Origin of the sequence: Pseudacidovorax sp. RU35E (assembly GCF_900156165.1) — a bacterium.
Classification (GTDB): domain Bacteria; phylum Pseudomonadota; class Gammaproteobacteria; order Burkholderiales; family Burkholderiaceae_C; genus Xenophilus.
Genome location: NZ_FTMY01000005.1, coordinates 301,985 through 317,409, shown reverse-complemented (window position 1 = coordinate 317,409; position 15,425 = coordinate 301,985). Strand labels below are relative to the sequence as shown.

Genomic DNA, 15,425 nt, shown 5'->3' with positions numbered 1-15,425 from the left:
CCATGGCGCTGTACCACGAGATGCACGGCGAAGGCCGCCCTGGCGCGCCCAGCGTGCTGCTGTCCTCGGGCCTGGGCGGCTCGGCGGGATTCTGGAAGCCGCAGATCCCGGCCCTGGTCGAAGCCGGCTGGCGCGTAGTGGCCTACGACCAGCGCGGCACCGGCCGAAGCCCGGCCGACCTGCCCGCGGGCTACAGCATCGCCGACATGGCCCGTGACGTGGCCGAGGTGATGGACGCCACCGGCACCGGGCGCTGCCACCTGGTGGGCCATGCCCTGGGCGGCCTGGTCGGGCTGCAGCTGGCGCTGGATGCGCCGGCGCGCGTCGCGAGCCTGGTGCTGGTCAATGCCTGGTCGCGGCCCAACCCGCACTCGGCCCGCTGCTTCGACGCCCGCCTGTCGCTGCTGGGTGCCTGCGGGCCGCGCGCCTATGTGGAGGCGCAGCCCATCTTCCTCTACCCCGCCGACTGGGCCGCGGCCCATGCGACCGAGGTGCAGGCCGAGGTGGACCATGCCTTCGCCCATTTCCCTGGCGAAGCCAACATGCGCGCGCGCATCGGAGCCCTGCGCGCCTTCGACGTGGACGCGCGCCTGCACGAGATCACCGCCCCCACCCTGGTCGCCTGTGCGCAGGACGACGTGCTGGTGCCGTGGACGATGTCCCGGCGCCTGGCCGAAGGCCTGCCCCAGGCGCTGCTCGACCGCAGCCCGCACGGCGGCCACGCGCACAGCGTGACCGATCCGGTTGGCTTCAACGCCGCGCTGATCGGCTTCCTGTCTCGTCAGGACTGAACCCTCTTCTCTTCCGGCTTCCGATGATGATGTCCACCGCCCCCGCTCCCACCGCCGCGGCCCTGCAGGCCCTGGCCGCCACGCCGCCCGAACGCGGCGACTACCGCAATGCCATGGCGCGCCTGGGTGCGGCCGTGAACGTCATCACCACCGATGGTCCCGCGGGCCGGGCAGGCTTCACCGCTTCGGCCGTGTGCAGCGTGACCGACGAGCCGCCCACGCTGATCGTCTGCCTGAACCGCAGCGCCTCGGTGTACCCCATCTTCCAGGCCAACGGCGTGCTGTGCGTGAACGTGCTGGGCGCGGGCCAGCAGCAGCTGTCCAACCTGTTCGGTGGCAAGACGCCGATGGACGAGCGCTTCTCTGCCGCCCAGTGGCATGTGAGCAGCAGCGGCGTGCCGGTGCTGGCCGAGGCCGCCGCCACCTTCGAATGCCGCGTGGTGAACCGCACCGCCGTGGGCACCCACGACGTGCTGTTCTGCGAAGTGGATGCGGTGCGCCTGGGCAACGCCGCCCATGGCCTGGTGTACTTCGACCGCCGCTACCACGACCTGCTTCCTCAGTAGCAGGAAACACCCCCCATGCCGCTTCGCGGCTCCCCCCTCTCTCGCGCCTTCGGCTTGGAGGGGGGCGCACCCAGCGGCCTGGCCAAGCCAGTTCCGCGGGTGCTTTGGCATGGCCTGCTCCGCGGCCGTTCGAGCTTCGCCGCGCGCGCAGGTCGGTCTCAGGCCGTCACAGCGTCCGGCACGCAGATCCCGTCCAGCACCAGTCGCTGCACGTTCTCCACCGTCTCCTCGAAGAAGGCCGCGTCCTGCAGCGTGCGGCCGGCGATGGCCTGCACCTGCACGGCGAAGTCGGCGTAGTGCTGCGTCAGCGCCCAGAGGCCGAAGATGAGGTGATGCGGCGCCACCGGCCGCAGCCGGCCCGAGCGCACCCATTCGCCGATCACCTCCGACTTGCGCTCCACCAGCGTGCGCAGCTCCAGCGCCAGCTCTTCGCGCAGCAGCGGCGCACCCTGGATCATCTCCAGGCAGAACAGTCGTGAGGCATCGGGCTGGTCGCGCGAGATCACCAGCTTGCGGCGGATGTAGCTGGCGATGGCCTCGCGCGGGTCCTGCTCGGCGCTGAAGCCCCGCAGCGGCTCCAGCCACACATGCAGCAGCTCGCGCAGCACGCTCACGTACAGCTCTTCCTTGTTGGCGAAGTAATAGAGCAGGTTGCTCTTGGAGACCTCGGCCCGCGCGGCCACCTGGTCCACGCTGGTGCCGTGCAGCCCATAGCGCGAGAACAGGCCGAGCGCGGCCGCCAGGATCACGCTGCGCTTGTCCTCGGCCTGTCGCGGCCGGCGCACCGCCCGCTTGCCGGCTGCGGGCGCTGCCTTCGTGCCCACAGGTTCTGCTTTGCGTTTGCGCACCTCGGCCGGCGCCTTCTTCTTCGCCGCGGGTGGTCTGGCCATCGGGCTTCCCTTTCCTTTTGTTGTCGTGGGCGTGCGTCGTGGGATCGGCAACGGCCCGCCTGCATCGGCCATTGCGAATCGCGTACCAGCCTGCACGCACCAGCAACGGGCTTCGCGCACCGCTCATCTGTCTTGACCTGCACCAAGACACCGCAGCGCGGCCGAATGGCGTGCATGCGGCGCATCGTACGCAGCCCGGCAGGCGTTTGTCCATTTGGTCCAACTGGCACGGTCGTTGCAAACGGGCTTTGCAGTACCCCTTCCGCGCATCGAGACGCCCATGACCCTGATGACCGTTCCCATCATCGACCTCGCGCCCTACTTCTCGGGCACCGCCGCGGAGAAGGCCGCGCTGGCCCGCCAGGTGGACGAGGCCTGCCGCAGCATCGGCTTCCTGGTGATCACGCACCACGGCATCGACCCGGCGCTCATCGCGCGCGTCTCGGCCCTGTCGCGCCAGTTCTTCGACCTGCCGCTGGCCGAGAAGCGCAAGGTGGACCGCCCGCGCGACGACGCGGTGCGCGGCTACAGCGCGGTGGGCGAGGAGGGCCTGTCGTACAGCCTCGAAGAGGCCTCGCCCGGCGACCTGAAGGAGTCCTTCTCCATCGGCCCGTCGAACGTGCCGGACGACGAGTACCACCGTGGCCCCGCCGCCGGCCCGCACTTCGAGCCCAACAGCTGGCCGCCCATCGAGGGCTTCCGCGAGGCCTATGAGCAGTACTTCGAGGCGATGAGCGACCTGTCGCGCTCGCTCATGCGCCTCTTCGCGCTGGGGCTCGAACTGCCCGAGACCTACTTCGACGACAAGATCGACAAGCACATCAGCATGTTCCGCGTGCTGTCGTACCCGCCTCAGCGCGAGGCGCCGCTGCCCGGCCAGCTGCGCGCGGGCGCGCACAGCGACTACGGCAGCCTGACCATCGTGCTGCCCGACGACAAGGGCCTGCAGGTGCAGAACAAGGCCGGCGAATGGGTGGACGTGCCGCTGGTCGAAGGCGGCCTGGTGGTCAACATCGCCGACCTGATGATGCAGTGGACCAACGACCAGTGGGTCTCCACCATGCACCGCGTGGTCAACCCGCCCTTCGAGGTGGCGCAGACCAACCGGCGGCAGTCGCTGGTGTTCTTCCACCAGCCCAACTACGACGCCATGGTCGAGTGCCTGCCCACCTGCCTGGCGCCGGGCGAGAAGGCCAAGTACGCGCCGATTTCGTCGGGCGACCACCTGACCTCGAAGTTCGTGAAGCAAACCACCTTCGGTGGCACGAAATGACGGCCCCCCGGCTTTTCACGCCTGCGGCGTGTACCGCCACCCCCCAGGGGGGGGCGCGGCCGGCTTGGGGCGGCCCGGCGCTCGGCCGCATTGATCACTGAGGATTCCATGGCACACCTGTCTTACGTCAACGTCTTCGCCAAGGACGTGGTCGCCTTGAGCGGCTTCTACCAGCGCGTGTTCGGCTTCCCGGAGATCGAGGCCATCCGTTCGCCCATCTTCCGCGGCCTGGACACGGGCAAGAGCAGCCTGGGCTTCAACGCGCTGGATGCCTACGAGCTGCTGCACCTGGCCGAGTTCTCGGACACGAAGGGCGTCAAGTTCCTGCTCAACATCGACGTCGACAGCCGCGAGGACGTGGACCGCATGGTGCCCGTCGCGCTGGAGGCCGGCGCCACGCTCATCAAGCCGCCCTATGTCACGTACTACAACTGGTACCAGGCGGTGCTGCTCGATCCCGAGGGCAACGTCTTCCGCATCAACTTCATGATGTGACGCGCCCGCCGCCCGGCCGGCTGGCGGCGGGGCGGCACTGTTCGTGCTCTTTCACGCTTCCCGCTTCCTTCCTCTCCCCTCTTCCTTCCTCCTGGAGGTCTCCATGTTGTCCAAGCGCTTTCCCCGCATGAGCGTGGCCCTGGCCGGCGCTGCCGTGCTGCTGTCGGCGGGCGCCGCCCATGCCCAGGCCGGCTTCAGCCTGAGCGGCAAGCCCGTCATCGCGATGCTGTACTACGGCCCCAAGAACGACGGCGGCTGGACGCAGGCCTTCGACGAGGCCCGCGTGAAGATCGAGGCCGCCCTGGGCCAGAAGATCCAGTTCGTGGAGAACGTGGGCGAGGACGCCTCGGTCATCAAGCCGGCGGCCGAGCGCTTCATCTCGCGCGGCGCCAACATCGTGATCGGCACCGCCTTCGGTCAGTCCGACGCCATGAAGGACCTGGCGGCCAAGTACCCCAAGGTGGCCTTCCTCAATGGCTCGGGCACCACCAACGGGCCGAACCTCGAATCCTTCTACGGCCGCACCTACGAGAGCCAGTACCTGTGCGGCATGGCGGCCGGCGCCGCCAGCAAGACGGGCAAGCTGGGCTTCGTGGCCGCCAACCCCTTCGGCGTGGTGAACTGGACCATCAACGCCTTCGCGCTGGGCGCGCAGAAGATGAACCCCAACGCCACGGTGAACGTGATCTACACCGGCACTTGGAACGACCCGGTCAAGGAGCGCGCCGCCGCCACCGCGCTGATCGACCAGGGCGCCGACGTGATCGGCCAGCACGTGGACTCGCCCACGCCGCAGATCGTGGCGCAGGAGCGCGGCGTGTACGGCACCGGCCACCACCGCGACCTGCGGCAGTTCGCGCCCAAGGCCACGCTGTGCTCGTCGGTGTGGGTGTGGGACCGCTTCCTGGTGCCCGAGCTCAAGAAGATCATCGCGGGCAACTGGAAGCCGGAGCCCTACGGCGCCTTCATCCCGATGAGCGGCGGCGGCACCGACATCGCCGGCTTCGGCGCGGCCGTGCCGGCCGACAAGGTCAAGGTCATCCAGGCCGAGCGCGAGGCCATCCTGAAGGGCAAGCAGGTCTACGCCGGCCCGCTCAAGGACCGCGACGGCAAGGAGCGCGTGGCCGCGGGCGCCGTGCTGTCGGATGCGGACCTCTGGAAGATGGACTGGTTCGTCAAGGGCGTCATCACGCAGAAGTAGCTCTCCCCCAGGCTCCGCGCTTTGCGCTCCGCCAACCCCCTTCCGGGGGCGCCGCCTGCGGCCTGGCCCTTCGACAGGCTCAGGACAGGCCAAGGCCAACTCCGCGGCGGCTGCTGGGGGCACCTTTTCTCTTCATACGCTGATGACTGTTGACGCCCTGCGCCTTGTTGGCATTCACAAGTCCTTCGATGGGTTCAAGGCCCTGACGGACGCGTCCTTTGCTGCGCGCTGGGGCGAGGTGCATGCGCTGCTAGGCGAGAACGGCGCAGGCAAGTCCTCGCTCATGAACATCGCGGCAGGCCTGTATGCGCCTGAAGAGGGCCAGCTGCTGGTGGACGACAACCCGGTGCGGCTCGCGGGGCCGCGCGCGGCGGCGGCGCTGCACATCGGCATGGTGCACCAGCACTTCAAGCTGGTGCGGCCGTTCACGGTGGCCGAGAACATCCTGCTGGGGCACCCGCTCGCACAGGCCGAAGGCAGCCACCGGCGGCGCATGGCGCAGCTGGAGGAACAGATCACGGCACGGGCCGCCGAGCTGGGTTTCGTCATCGACCCGCGGGCCCGCGTGGAGCGCCTCTCCATCGCCGAGCAGCAGCGGGTGGAGATCCTCAAGGTGCTGCTGGCGGGCGCGCGCATCCTGATCCTGGACGAGCCCACAGCCGTGCTTACCGACCAGGAGGCCGAACGCCTGCTGGCCACGGTGCACGCGCTGTCGCGCCAGGGCGCCGCGGTGGCGCTGGTGACGCACAAGATGTCCGACGTGAAGACCTGGGCCGACCGCGTGACGGTGATGCGCGGCGGCCGCACCGTCGCCACGGTGGACCCGAAGGCCACGCCCATCGAAGAGCTGGTGCGCCTGACCGTCGGCCAGTCGGTCGCGGCCAGCGAGGCGGCCACGGAGCCGGCGATGGGCGGTGCGCCGCTGCTGACGGTGCGCGGCCTGCGCCTGCACGCGAACGGCCGCCAGGCGCTGGACGGCGTGGACCTGACGCTGCACGCCGGCCAGATCTACGGCCTGGCCGGCGTCGGCGGCAACGGCCAGGGCGAACTGGCCGAGGCGCTGATGGGCATGGCCGAGGGGCTGGAAGGGACCATCGCACTGGCTGGCGAGGAGGGTCCGGCACAGGGCCGCCTGCCGCACTTCGCCGCCATCCCGGCGGACCGCTACGGCCTCGCGCTCGCGGGCGGCCTGTCGGTGGTGGAGAACTTCGGCATCGGCCAGGTGCAGGCTGGCCGCTACGGCCCGGCCTGGCGGCTGGACCGCGCCCGCATGGCCGCCGACGCGCGCGAGGCCGTGCAGGCCTTCGACGTGCAGGGCGTGCGGCACCTCAACCAGAAGGCCGCGCTGCTGTCGGGCGGCAATGCGCAGAAGCTGGTGCTGGCCCGCGAGTTCGGCCGCGCGCCGCGCCTGGTGCTGGCCCACAGCCCCAGCCGCGGGCTGGACGTGCGCGCCGGGGCCGAGGTGCATGCCCGCCTGCGCGCCGCGCGCGATGCCGGCGCCGCCGTGCTGCTCATCAGCGAGGACCTGGACGAGGTGCTGGCCCTCGCCGACCGCGTGGGCGTGATGGCCCGCGGACGCATCGTGGCCGAGTTCGATCAACCCGCCGACCGCCAAGACGTCGGCCAAGCCATGGTCGCGCATGACTGATACCGCGCTCGACGCTGCCGCCCAGGAAGCACGCGCGAAGCACGTGCCGCTCTTCGCGCGCCGCTACACACTGGAGCTGCGCCAGCAGATGGGCCTGCCCCGGCAGGCGCTGATCCTCGCGCTGGCGGTGGGGGTCGGGCTGGCGCTCTCGGCCGCGATCCTGGTGGCCGCGGGCGTGCCCGCCAACGAGCTGCTCAACGAGTTCATCATGCAGACGCTGGTGGACCAGCAGAGCCTGCTGGCGGTGCTCTTCCAGGCCGCGCCCATGATCCTGGTGGGCATCGGCGCCGCCATCGCCTTCCGCGCCCGCTTCTGGAACCTGGGGCTGGAAGGCCAGATGATCTTCGGCGCCATCGGCGCGACGGCGGTGTCGATGTTCGACATCGGCCCGGCCGCACTGCGGCTGCCGCTGATGGGCGCGGTGGCCATGACGATGGGCATGCTCTGGGCGCTGGCGCCGGCGCTGCTCAAGCTGCGCCTGGCCGTGAACGAGATCATCGCCTCGCTGATGCTCAACTACGTGGCGGGCAACTTCCTGCTGCACCTGGTCTACGGCGCCTGGAAGGACCCGAAGGATTCCTTTCCCTACTCGCCGCAGTTCCGCGCCTTCGAGCGGCTGCCCGAATGGTTCGGCAACGTGAGCACCGCGGCCATCGGCCTGGCCGTGCTGGCGGCGCTGCTGGCCACCTGGTTCACGGGCCTGAGCCGCGCGGGCCTGTACCTGCGCTTCGTCGATGCCAACCCGCGCGTGGCCCGCGCCCTGGGCGTGCCGGTGGGGCGCATGGTGCTCACGGCGGTGCTGCTGTCGGGGGCGTTGGCGGGGCTGGCCGGCTTCGTCGTCGTGACGGGGCAGGAAGGGCGGCTCACGCAGGCCTTCTACGTAGGCTATGGCTTCTCGGGCATCCTGATCGCCTTCCTGGCGCGCAACAACCCGCTGGCCGCCAGCGTGGTGGCGGTGCTGATCGCCATGCTCTTCGTGGCGGGTCGCAACCTGCAGGTCTTCTACCAGATCCCCTTCGCGATGGTGCAGCTGATCCAGGCCATCCTGGTCATCTGCGTCGCCTCGTCGGACTTCTTCATCCGCCATCGCCTGCGGCGTGTGGCCCGTGGACAGGGAGGCTGACATGGACCTGCTTTCCATCGCCACCAACTGGCTGGGCAATGCGCCCGACTTCGCGGTGCCCTATGCGCTGGCCGCGCTGGGGCTGATCCTCAGCGAGCGCGCGGGCGTGTTGTCGCTGGGTGCCGAGGGTCTGATGCTGGTGGGCGCCCTGGCCGGCATCGGCGCCATGCTGGCCTTCCACGATGCGGCCATCGCGCTGCCGCTGGCCATGCTGGCGGCAGCGTTGGTGTCGCTGCTCTTCGCCTTCATGGTGATCGTGCTGCGCATCCAGCAGGTGATCGCCGGGCTGGCGCTGGTCTTCTTCTGCCAGGGCCTGACCAGCCTGCTGGGCACGGTGTTCGACTGGACCAACAAGCCGGTGAGCAGCTTCGGCGCACTGCCGATCCCGCTGCTGTCCGATCTGCCGCTGGTAGGCCGCCTCTTCAACCAGAACCTGATCGTCTATCTGGTGCCGCTGCTGTTCTGGGCCGCGGTGCACTGGCTCAACCGCGGCACGCCAGGCCTGCGCCTGCGTGCGGTGGGCGAGAACCCGCAGGCGGCCGATGCAGCCGGCATCTCGGTGCCGCTGTGGCGCTTCGGCGCGGTGGTGGCGGGCTCGGCGCTGGTGGGCCTGGCGGGGGCCTACATCTCGGTGGTGGGCACCAAGCTGTGGATCGCGGGCATGACGGGCGGGCGCGGCTGGATCGCGGTGGCGCTGGTGATCTTCGCGCGCTGGTCGCCCTGGCGGGCGCTGGTGGGTGCGCTGCTCTTCGGCTGCATCGAGGCGCTGATTCCGCAGTTGGCCGCCGCCGGCGTGCAGCTGCCGCAGTACTTCGTGCTGATGACGCCCTACGTCGTCACGCTGGGCGTGATGGTGTGGGTGGCCCTGGCACGCCGCGGCGGCCAGGCCGTGCACGACGAGCCCGGCGCCCTGGGCCAACCCTATCTGCGAGAGGAGCGACGCTGATGCGCGCCTATGTCTACAACCAGCCGCGCGATCTGGACCCGGGCCAGTTCGCCGACTACCTGGACCTGCCCCGCACCGCCATCGTCTCCATCGACATGCACCGCGGCCACCTGGACGATTCGCCCGACTGCCCCTGCCCGGCCCCGCGGGCGCGCGACGTGGTGGCGCCCATCGACGCCTTCCACGACGAAGTGCGTGCGCTGGGCGGGCGCATCGTGCACGTCAAGTCGGTGCTGCGCGAGGGCGGTGCCGACGACATCGGCGGCATCCCGGCCGCATGGCGGCGCACCTTCCCCCTGCACGTCGGGCCCATCCCCAACGCCGATGCGCATGCCATCGAAGGCTCGCCCTGGACCGAGTGGGTCACGCGCGTCGAGCCCGGCGACCTGAAGGTGGAGAACAAGCGGCGCCTGTCGGCCTTCTACCCCACCGACCTGGACTTCCTGCTGCGCAACCAGCGCATCGACACCGTGGTGCTGGACGGCGGCTTCACCGACTGCTGCGTGCTCAACACCGCCTTCGACGCCAACAACCGCAACTACCGCGTGGTCGTGCTGCGCGACCTGGTGCGCGGCACCGACGAACCGCTGGAGCAGGCCGCGCTGGCCATGGTGTCGCTGCACCTGGGGCTGGTGATGGATTCGGCCGAGCTGCTGGCTGTGTGGCGCCAGCACGCCCTCAACCCTTCGAACAAGACCCTGTCATGAAGCACATTCCCATCGTCGACCTGCAGGGCAGCCTCGACGCCACGGCACCCGCCGCGCAGCAGAGCGCGCGCGAACTGTTCGAGGCCCTGAGCCAGATCGGCTTCGCCTACATCGCCGGTCACACCGTGGCGCCCGCCACGCGCAAGGCCGCCTTCGCCGCGTCGCGCGACTTCCATGCCTCGACGCTGGCGCAGAAGCAGTCGCTGGCCATCAATGCCTTCCACCGCGGCTACATGGGCATGGCCAGCTCCACCATCGTCACCTCCAGTGTGGCGAAGGTGACGCGGCCCAACATGAGCGAGTCGCTGATGCTGATGCACGAGCTGCCGCCCGACGACCCCGGCCTGCTCGCCGGCCTGCCCATGCAGGGGCCCAACCAGTGGCCGGACTGGCTGCCCGGCTTCAAGCCCGCCATGCTGGCCTACGTGCGCGAGGTCGATGCGCTGGGCCGCCACATCGTGCGCCTCATCGCGCTGGCGCTGGGCCTGCCGGCCACGGCGCTGGACCACCACTTCGACCATCCCACCACCTTCCTGCGCGCCCTGCACTATCCGCCGCAGCCGCCGGCCGAGGACGAGCAGATCGGCTCCGCGCCGCACACCGACTACGGAATCATCACGCTGCTGGCCCAGGACGATTCAGGCGGCCTGCAGGTGCGCCCGCGCGGCGGCGACTGGATCGAGGCCCCGCCCATCCCCGACACCTACGTGCTCAACGTGGGCGACATGCTGGCGCGCTGGACCAACGGGCGCCTGGTCTCCACCCCGCACCGCGTCATCAACCGCTCGGGCGGCGACCGCTACTCGCTGCCCTACTTCCTCGATCCGTCGATGGACACGCTCGTCGAATGCCTGCCCACCTGCACCGACGCGGACCATCCGCCGCAGCACCCACCAGTGCGCTACGGCGACTACCTGCTCGAGCGGCTCAACCGCAACTACGACTACCGCAAGCCCGCCGACGCGGCCACCGCGCCCGCGGCCTGATGCCGCGCCCCCTTGTTCCTCACCATTCCGGAGTGCTGCCATGACCTTTCCGCTCAACCGCCGCGACCTGCTGGCCCGTGGCCTCGGCACCGCCGCCGCCCTCGGCCTGCCCGCGCTGCCTTCGCTGGCGGCCGCGCCTCTGGTGATCAACACCTATGGCGGGCGCTGGGAGAAGTTCTGGCGCACCGACCTGATGCCCGCCTTCGAGAAGATCAGCGGCGTCAAGCCCACGTTGGACGTGGGCCTGGGCAAGAACTTCATCGCCAACCTGCGCGCGGCCGGCATCGAGAAACCGCCCTACAGCGTGCTGATGGTCAACGAGAACATCGCCAGCGTGGTGCGGGCCGAAGGCTACTTCGAGCCCATCCCGCCGGCCAAGGTGCCCAACCTGGCCCACGTCTACCCCAACCTGCGCAACCCCGGCGACAACGGCGTGCGCGGCATCGTCTCGACCATCGGCATCGGCTACCGCAAGGACTTGGTCAAGACGCCGCCCAAGTCCTGGGCCGATCTCTGGAGCAACCCCGAGTTCAAGGGCAAGATCGGCCTCTACCAGATCGGCAACACGGCGGCCATGCTCTTCCTGCTGATGACCGCCAAGATCTACGGCGGCTCGCAGGACGCCATCGACCGCGCCTTCGTCGAGATCAAGAAGCTGCTGCCCTTCCAGCAGGCCGACTGGAGCGGCACGCTGTCGACCATGCTCACGCGCGGTGACGTCACCGTGGCGGTGATCGACTTCCCCGAGATCGTGGCGCTCAAGAAGAAGGGCGTGCCGGTCGAGATGGTGGTGCCCAGCGAAGGCGTGGTGGCCTTCGAGCAGTCCTTCAACATCCTCAAGCACGCCCCCGACAAGGAAGCGGCCTACCAGTACCTCAACTTCATCCTGCGGCCCGAGGTGCAGGAGTCGATGGCCAAGGAGTTCTTCACCTCGCCCACCAACACGCAGGTGAAGCTGGAGCCGGCCCTGGCAGCGGACGTGCCGATCAGCGGCAAGGCCATGTCTTCCATCGTGCAGTTCGACTGGGCCAAGGTGAACCCGCAGCTGCCGGCCATCACCGACCGCTGGAACCGGGAGATCAAGTGAGCGCGGTCCTGTCCGCGCCGCCTGACGCCGCGATGCCGACCGCTCGCACGGCCGCGCGGCGCACCACGCGGCTGTCCATCGAGGGCCTGCACAAGCGCTATGCGGGCCATGTGGCCATCCATTCGCTGGACCTGGCCACGCGCGAGGGCGAGTTCATCTCGGTGCTGGGCCCGAGCGGCTGCGGCAAGACCACCACGCTGCGCTGCGTGGCCGGCTTCGAGCATCCAGAGGCCGGGCGCATCTGCATCGACGGTGAGGACATCACCGGCCTGCCGCCCGAGAAGCGCGACATCGGCATGGTGTTCCAGAACTACGCGCTCTTCCCGCACCTCACGGTGCGGCGCAACCTGGCCTTCGGCCTGGAGATGCGCGGCGTGCCGCGCGCCGAGATCGGGCGCCGCGTCGAGGCGGTGCTGGGCATGGTGCAGTTGGGCGCGCTGGCCGAGCGCTTTCCGCGCCAGCTCTCCGGCGGCCAGCAGCAGCGCGTGGCGCTGGCTCGGGCGCTGGTGATCGAGCCGCGCCTGCTGCTGCTGGACGAGCCGCTGGCCAACCTGGACGCCGTGCTGCGCGAGGACATGCGCGTGTTCATCCGCGACCTGCAGCGCCGCGTGGGCATCACCACGCTCTACGTGACGCACGACCAGGCCGAGGCGATGGTCATGTCCGACCGCGTGGCCGTGATGCTGGGCGGCCAGCTGCAGCAGTTCGACGTGCCCGAGGCCATCTACCTGCGCCCGCGCAGCGTGGAGGTGGCGCGCTTCATCGGCCGCTCCAATCTCATCGAAGGGCGTGTGCGCGCCATCGTGCCCGCCGCCGGTCCGCGGCCGGTGCATGCGGTCGACACCGCGCTCGGCCCGGTCGAGGCCGCCTTCCACGAGGCGCTCGAACCCGGCCAGGCCGTGCAGGTGACGCTGCGGCCCGAAGCCATCCACTTCCGCGCCGACGGGCCCTATGCCGGCCGCGTGGCCCGCAGCTACTTCCTGGGCAGCACGGTGGAGCATGTGGTCGAGGCCGCCGGCGGCCAGACCCTGCTGGTGCAGACGCCGCCCGGCGGGCGCCTGCCGGAAGGCGCGCAATGCGGCCTGGCCTTCGAGCCCGGGCATGCCTGGGTCATCCCAGGATGAACGCCTCCACGCTCGCCGCGCCCACCGCGCTGCCCGCCACGACGGCGGCGTCCGCGCCGCGCAGCCGCGCCATCTGGCTGATCGCCCCGGCACTGGTGCTGCTGGGCGTCTTCCTGCTGCTGCCCTACCTGAACATCGTGCTGATGAGCCTGCGCCCGCCGGCCGTCGGGGCGCCCTATGGCGCGGGCTTCACGCTGGGCAACTACACGCGCGCATTGACCGACGGCTACCTGCTAGGCGTGCTGGGCGACACGCTGCTGCTGGGCCTGACGGTAACGCCCATCTGCCTGCTGCTGGGCTATCCGGTGGCCTTCCACCTGGCGCGCAGCCGCTCGCGCTGGGCGGGGCTGCTGTATGTGCTGGTGCTCTCGCCGCTGCTGGTGGGCGTGGTGGTGCGCAGCTTCGGCTGGCTGATCCTGCTGTCGGGCAACGGCGTGATCAACCGCGCGCTGATCGACCTGGGCTGGATCGACACCGGCCTGCAACTGATGAACAACCGCCTGGGCGTGACCATCGCGCTGGTGCATGTGTTCCTGCCCTTCATGATCCTGCCGCTGGTGGGCGTGATCCAGGGCATCGACCCGAGCCTGGAGGCCGCGGCGCGCTCGCTGGGTGCCTCGCGGCTGCGGGCCTTCCTGCGCGTGTCGCTGCCGCTGTCGTGGCCCGGCATCCAGGCCGGCACGGTGCTGGTCTTCGTGCTCACGCTCAGCGCCTATGTCACGCCGGTGATGCTAGGCGGGGCGCAGGTGAAGACGGTGTCGGTCCTGGTGGTGCAGAGCCTGATCGACAACTTCCAGTGGCCGGCGGGTGCCGCACAGGCGCTGGTGCTCACGGCCTGCGGCATGCTCGCCGTGGCCGCCTATGCGCGGCTGACACGCCGGCTTTCGAGGGGACTGGCATGAACGGATCGATGGTGGCCGACCGCGCGATGGACACGCTGCTGCGCGTCTTCATCGGCGCGGTGTATGCCTTCCTGCTGCTGCCGATCGTGGTGATCGTGCTCATGTCGCTCAACGCGGGCGAGTTCCTCACCTTTCCGCCGCAGGGCCTGTCGCTGCGCTGGTTCGGCGCGCTCTTTGCCAACGAGGGCTTCATGCGGGCCATGGGCACCTCGCTGGCGCTGGCCGCGGCGGCCACCGTGGGCGCCACGCTGATCGGCACTGGCGCTGCGCTGTACGTGGTGCGCCATGCCACGCGCACCCGCGAGGCGCTGCGCCTGCTGCTCATGATGCCGCTGATGCTGCCGGAAATCCTCACCGCCATCGCGCTGCTGTTCTTCCTGTACGCGACGGGCATCGGCACACGCACCGTGTTCGGCCTGGTGGTGGGCCACGTGCTGGTGACGCTGCCCTACGTCTTCACCAACGTGGCCTCGGCGCTCTACAACCAGGACGCCTCGCTGGAGCAGGCGGCACGCAGCCTGGGCGCCTCGCCCGCGCGGGCCTTCGCGCGCGTGACGCTGCCGCTCATCAAGCCGGGGCTGATCACCGGCGCGCTGTTCGCCTTCGTGATCTCCTTCGACCTGTTCAACATGTCGCTGCTGCTCAAGGGCGTGGGCATGACCACGCTGCCGCTGCAGCTCTTCGACTACCTGCGCTGGGACTTCGACCCGACCGCCGCGGCCGTGTCCACGGTGAGCATCGTGCTGACGCTGGCGGCGGTGGTGTGGATCGACCGCAGCGTGGGGCTGCGCACGCTGCGCTTCGGCTGAGGCGCTTGTCGGGCAGCCCCGCCTGACTAGGGCGCCTTCCAGGCGCCGGGTGCGGGCCGCGGTGCCTCGCTGCCATCGGGCGCCTCGCCCAGAAGCCAGCGTGCGGCGACGGTGCGCGCGTCCTGCTGCGAGGCGGCCCACACCACCTCCGGCGCGGCCACATGCACGCCGGGCGGCGCGATGCGCAGCGCCTCGTCCAGCAACTCGGCCACCTTGATGGCGCGGACCGGCCGGTCGGTGGCGGGCACCATGAAGCGCAGGCTCGACAGCATCCAGTGCGCCAGGCCGGGGAGCAGGCCGCGCACCAAGTCCGCCGGCTTGCGCGCGGCGCGAAACAGCAGCAGGCGCTCGAAGCCGAGCCCGGCCAGCGCGTGCTCGTCCAGGTTGGCCAGGCCACGCTTGAGCGCGTCGGGCAGCCGGCCCGCGTCGTGCGGCTGCACCACGGCCAGCGTGTGCGCACCGCAGGCGCGCAGCCAGGTGGCGATGGCCAGCAGCTGTGCGGGGTCGGCCGCCCACAGCGCCCGCTCGCGGCCATGGTGCAGCCGCGGCGGGTCGAAGGCGACGATGCCGATGTCCACCGGCACGCGCGGCCATTCGGCAGGCGGCCGGTCGCCCGGTACCACCACCGGCTGGATGCCGCGCAGCCCCTCGCGCAAGGGCTGGCCGGCCAGCACGCCGACGCGGGCGTAGCCGCCCCCGCCGCCCAGGCGATGGACCAGTTCCGCCCCCAGCAGGCCGGTAGCACCGGCGATCAGCAGGCTCTGGAGGGCAGGCGGACGCGCCATCGGCCGACTGGCGGCCTGCAGGGCTTGGAGGGGGTCGAGGGCCATCGGCCTATGCTACTGTCGCCGCTCCACCGGGGTGCGCGGCGCACGGC

General features: G+C 70.4%; 16 protein-coding genes. 14 read left to right on the top strand and 2 right to left on the bottom strand.

Annotated features, from left to right (window positions below):
• Positions 1-2 precede the first annotated feature (2 nt).
• Both rutD and rutF read left to right on the top strand, forming a co-directional pair.
• Positions 3-791, top strand: a complete 789-nt coding sequence (gene rutD / locus BXA03_RS11370) for a pyrimidine utilization protein D (protein ID WP_083716028.1) — start codon at positions 3-5, stop codon at positions 789-791.
• Between the two features lie 23 nt (positions 792-814).
• Positions 815-1,357 carry an NADH-dependent FMN reductase RutF gene (gene rutF / locus BXA03_RS11365; protein ID WP_076507429.1) on the top strand — a complete coding sequence of 181 codons (543 nt, stop codon included), beginning with the start codon at positions 815-817 and terminating at the stop codon, positions 1,355-1,357.
• 158 nt (positions 1,358-1,515) lie between these two features.
• Here rutF and rutR read toward each other — a convergent pair whose 3' ends face one another.
• The gene (gene rutR / locus BXA03_RS11360) at positions 1,516-2,247 is read right to left on the bottom strand and encodes an HTH-type transcriptional regulator RutR (RefSeq protein ID WP_083716027.1); all 732 of its coding nucleotides are present in this window, start codon (positions 2,245-2,247) and stop codon (positions 1,516-1,518) included.
• 280 nt (positions 2,248-2,527) lie between these two features.
• Here rutR and BXA03_RS11355 point away from each other — a divergent pair, with 280 nt between their 5' ends.
• The 12 genes from BXA03_RS11355 to BXA03_RS11300 all read left to right on the top strand — a co-directional run bounded on the left by BXA03_RS11355 (position 2,528) and on the right by BXA03_RS11300 (position 14,548).
• Positions 2,528-3,520 (top strand): isopenicillin N synthase family dioxygenase, encoded by a 993-nt coding sequence (locus BXA03_RS11355; protein WP_076507426.1) that lies wholly within the window; start codon positions 2,528-2,530, stop codon positions 3,518-3,520.
• A gap of 108 nt (positions 3,521-3,628) precedes the next feature.
• A complete protein-coding gene (locus BXA03_RS11350) occupies positions 3,629-4,015 on the top strand; it encodes a VOC family protein (RefSeq protein ID WP_076507423.1) in 387 nt (128 codons plus the stop codon).
• Between the two features lie 127 nt (positions 4,016-4,142).
• The gene (locus tag BXA03_RS11345) at positions 4,143-5,216 is read left to right on the top strand and encodes a BMP family ABC transporter substrate-binding protein (protein ID WP_143476291.1); all 1,074 of its coding nucleotides are present in this window, start codon (positions 4,143-4,145) and stop codon (positions 5,214-5,216) included.
• Positions 5,217-5,358: 142 nt separating this feature from the next.
• Complete coding sequence (locus BXA03_RS11340) at positions 5,359-6,864, top strand: ABC transporter ATP-binding protein (protein ID WP_076507418.1); 1,506 nt, start codon at positions 5,359-5,361, stop codon at positions 6,862-6,864.
• Positions 6,857-7,987, top strand: a complete 1,131-nt coding sequence (locus BXA03_RS11335; protein WP_076507415.1) for an ABC transporter permease — start codon at positions 6,857-6,859, stop codon at positions 7,985-7,987. Before BXA03_RS11340 ends, BXA03_RS11335 begins: the two co-directional genes overlap by 8 nt.
• 1 nt (position 7,988) lies before the next feature.
• Positions 7,989-8,933 (top strand): ABC transporter permease, encoded by a 945-nt coding sequence (locus BXA03_RS11330; RefSeq protein WP_076507412.1) that lies wholly within the window; start codon positions 7,989-7,991, stop codon positions 8,931-8,933.
• Complete coding sequence (locus tag BXA03_RS11325; protein WP_076507410.1) at positions 8,933-9,640, top strand: cysteine hydrolase family protein; 708 nt, start codon at positions 8,933-8,935, stop codon at positions 9,638-9,640. Before BXA03_RS11330 ends, BXA03_RS11325 begins: the two co-directional genes overlap by 1 nt.
• A complete protein-coding gene (locus tag BXA03_RS11320) occupies positions 9,637-10,626 on the top strand; it encodes an isopenicillin N synthase family dioxygenase (protein ID WP_076507408.1) in 990 nt (329 codons plus the stop codon). Before BXA03_RS11325 ends, BXA03_RS11320 begins: the two co-directional genes overlap by 4 nt.
• Positions 10,627-10,666: 40 nt before the next feature.
• On the top strand, positions 10,667-11,713 hold the full coding sequence (locus BXA03_RS11315) for an ABC transporter substrate-binding protein (RefSeq protein ID WP_076507405.1): 1,047 nt from the start codon (positions 10,667-10,669) through the stop codon (positions 11,711-11,713).
• 32 nt (positions 11,714-11,745) lie between these two features.
• Positions 11,746-12,837 carry an ABC transporter ATP-binding protein gene (locus BXA03_RS11310; RefSeq protein WP_076507403.1) on the top strand — a complete coding sequence of 364 codons (1,092 nt, stop codon included), beginning with the start codon at positions 11,746-11,748 and terminating at the stop codon, positions 12,835-12,837.
• The gene (locus BXA03_RS11305) at positions 12,834-13,739 is read left to right on the top strand and encodes an ABC transporter permease (protein WP_083716026.1); all 906 of its coding nucleotides are present in this window, start codon (positions 12,834-12,836) and stop codon (positions 13,737-13,739) included. The genes BXA03_RS11310 and BXA03_RS11305 overlap by 4 nt, the downstream gene beginning before the upstream one ends.
• Positions 13,736-14,548 carry an ABC transporter permease gene (locus tag BXA03_RS11300; protein ID WP_076507401.1) on the top strand — a complete coding sequence of 271 codons (813 nt, stop codon included), beginning with the start codon at positions 13,736-13,738 and terminating at the stop codon, positions 14,546-14,548. The genes BXA03_RS11305 and BXA03_RS11300 overlap by 4 nt, the downstream gene beginning before the upstream one ends.
• A gap of 26 nt (positions 14,549-14,574) precedes the next feature.
• Here the strand turns inward: BXA03_RS11300 and BXA03_RS11295 are convergent, their stop codons facing one another.
• Entirely contained in the window at positions 14,575-15,378 is an 804-nt protein-coding gene (locus BXA03_RS11295) for a Rossmann-fold NAD(P)-binding domain-containing protein (protein ID WP_076507398.1), read from the bottom strand.
• Positions 15,379-15,425: the final 47 nt, after the last annotated feature.

Excerpts from the sequence above, each read along its gene's own strand:
- rutD (WP_083716028.1), top strand. The coding sequence starts at position 3 with ATGGCGCTGTACCACGAGATGCACGGCGAAGGCCGCCCTGGCGCGCCC.
- rutF (WP_076507429.1), top strand. The coding sequence starts at position 815 with ATGATGATGTCCACCGCCCCCGCTCCCACCGCCGCGGCCCTGCAGGCC.
- rutR (WP_083716027.1), bottom strand. The coding sequence starts at position 2,247 with ATGGCCAGACCACCCGCGGCGAAGAAGAAGGCGCCGGCCGAGGTGCGC.
- BXA03_RS11355 (WP_076507426.1), top strand. The coding sequence starts at position 2,528 with ATGACCCTGATGACCGTTCCCATCATCGACCTCGCGCCCTACTTCTCG.
- BXA03_RS11350 (WP_076507423.1), top strand. The coding sequence starts at position 3,629 with ATGGCACACCTGTCTTACGTCAACGTCTTCGCCAAGGACGTGGTCGCC.
- BXA03_RS11345 (WP_143476291.1), top strand. The coding sequence starts at position 4,143 with ATGAGCGTGGCCCTGGCCGGCGCTGCCGTGCTGCTGTCGGCGGGCGCC.
- BXA03_RS11340 (WP_076507418.1), top strand. The coding sequence starts at position 5,359 with ATGACTGTTGACGCCCTGCGCCTTGTTGGCATTCACAAGTCCTTCGAT.
- BXA03_RS11335 (WP_076507415.1), top strand. The coding sequence starts at position 6,857 with ATGACTGATACCGCGCTCGACGCTGCCGCCCAGGAAGCACGCGCGAAG.
- BXA03_RS11330 (WP_076507412.1), top strand. The coding sequence starts at position 7,989 with ATGGACCTGCTTTCCATCGCCACCAACTGGCTGGGCAATGCGCCCGAC.
- BXA03_RS11325 (WP_076507410.1), top strand. The coding sequence starts at position 8,933 with ATGCGCGCCTATGTCTACAACCAGCCGCGCGATCTGGACCCGGGCCAG.
- BXA03_RS11320 (WP_076507408.1), top strand. The coding sequence starts at position 9,637 with ATGAAGCACATTCCCATCGTCGACCTGCAGGGCAGCCTCGACGCCACG.
- BXA03_RS11315 (WP_076507405.1), top strand. The coding sequence starts at position 10,667 with ATGACCTTTCCGCTCAACCGCCGCGACCTGCTGGCCCGTGGCCTCGGC.
- BXA03_RS11310 (WP_076507403.1), top strand. The coding sequence starts at position 11,746 with ATGCCGACCGCTCGCACGGCCGCGCGGCGCACCACGCGGCTGTCCATC.
- BXA03_RS11305 (WP_083716026.1), top strand. The coding sequence starts at position 12,834 with ATGAACGCCTCCACGCTCGCCGCGCCCACCGCGCTGCCCGCCACGACG.
- BXA03_RS11300 (WP_076507401.1), top strand. The coding sequence starts at position 13,736 with ATGAACGGATCGATGGTGGCCGACCGCGCGATGGACACGCTGCTGCGC.
- BXA03_RS11295 (WP_076507398.1), bottom strand. The coding sequence starts at position 15,378 with ATGGCCCTCGACCCCCTCCAAGCCCTGCAGGCCGCCAGTCGGCCGATG.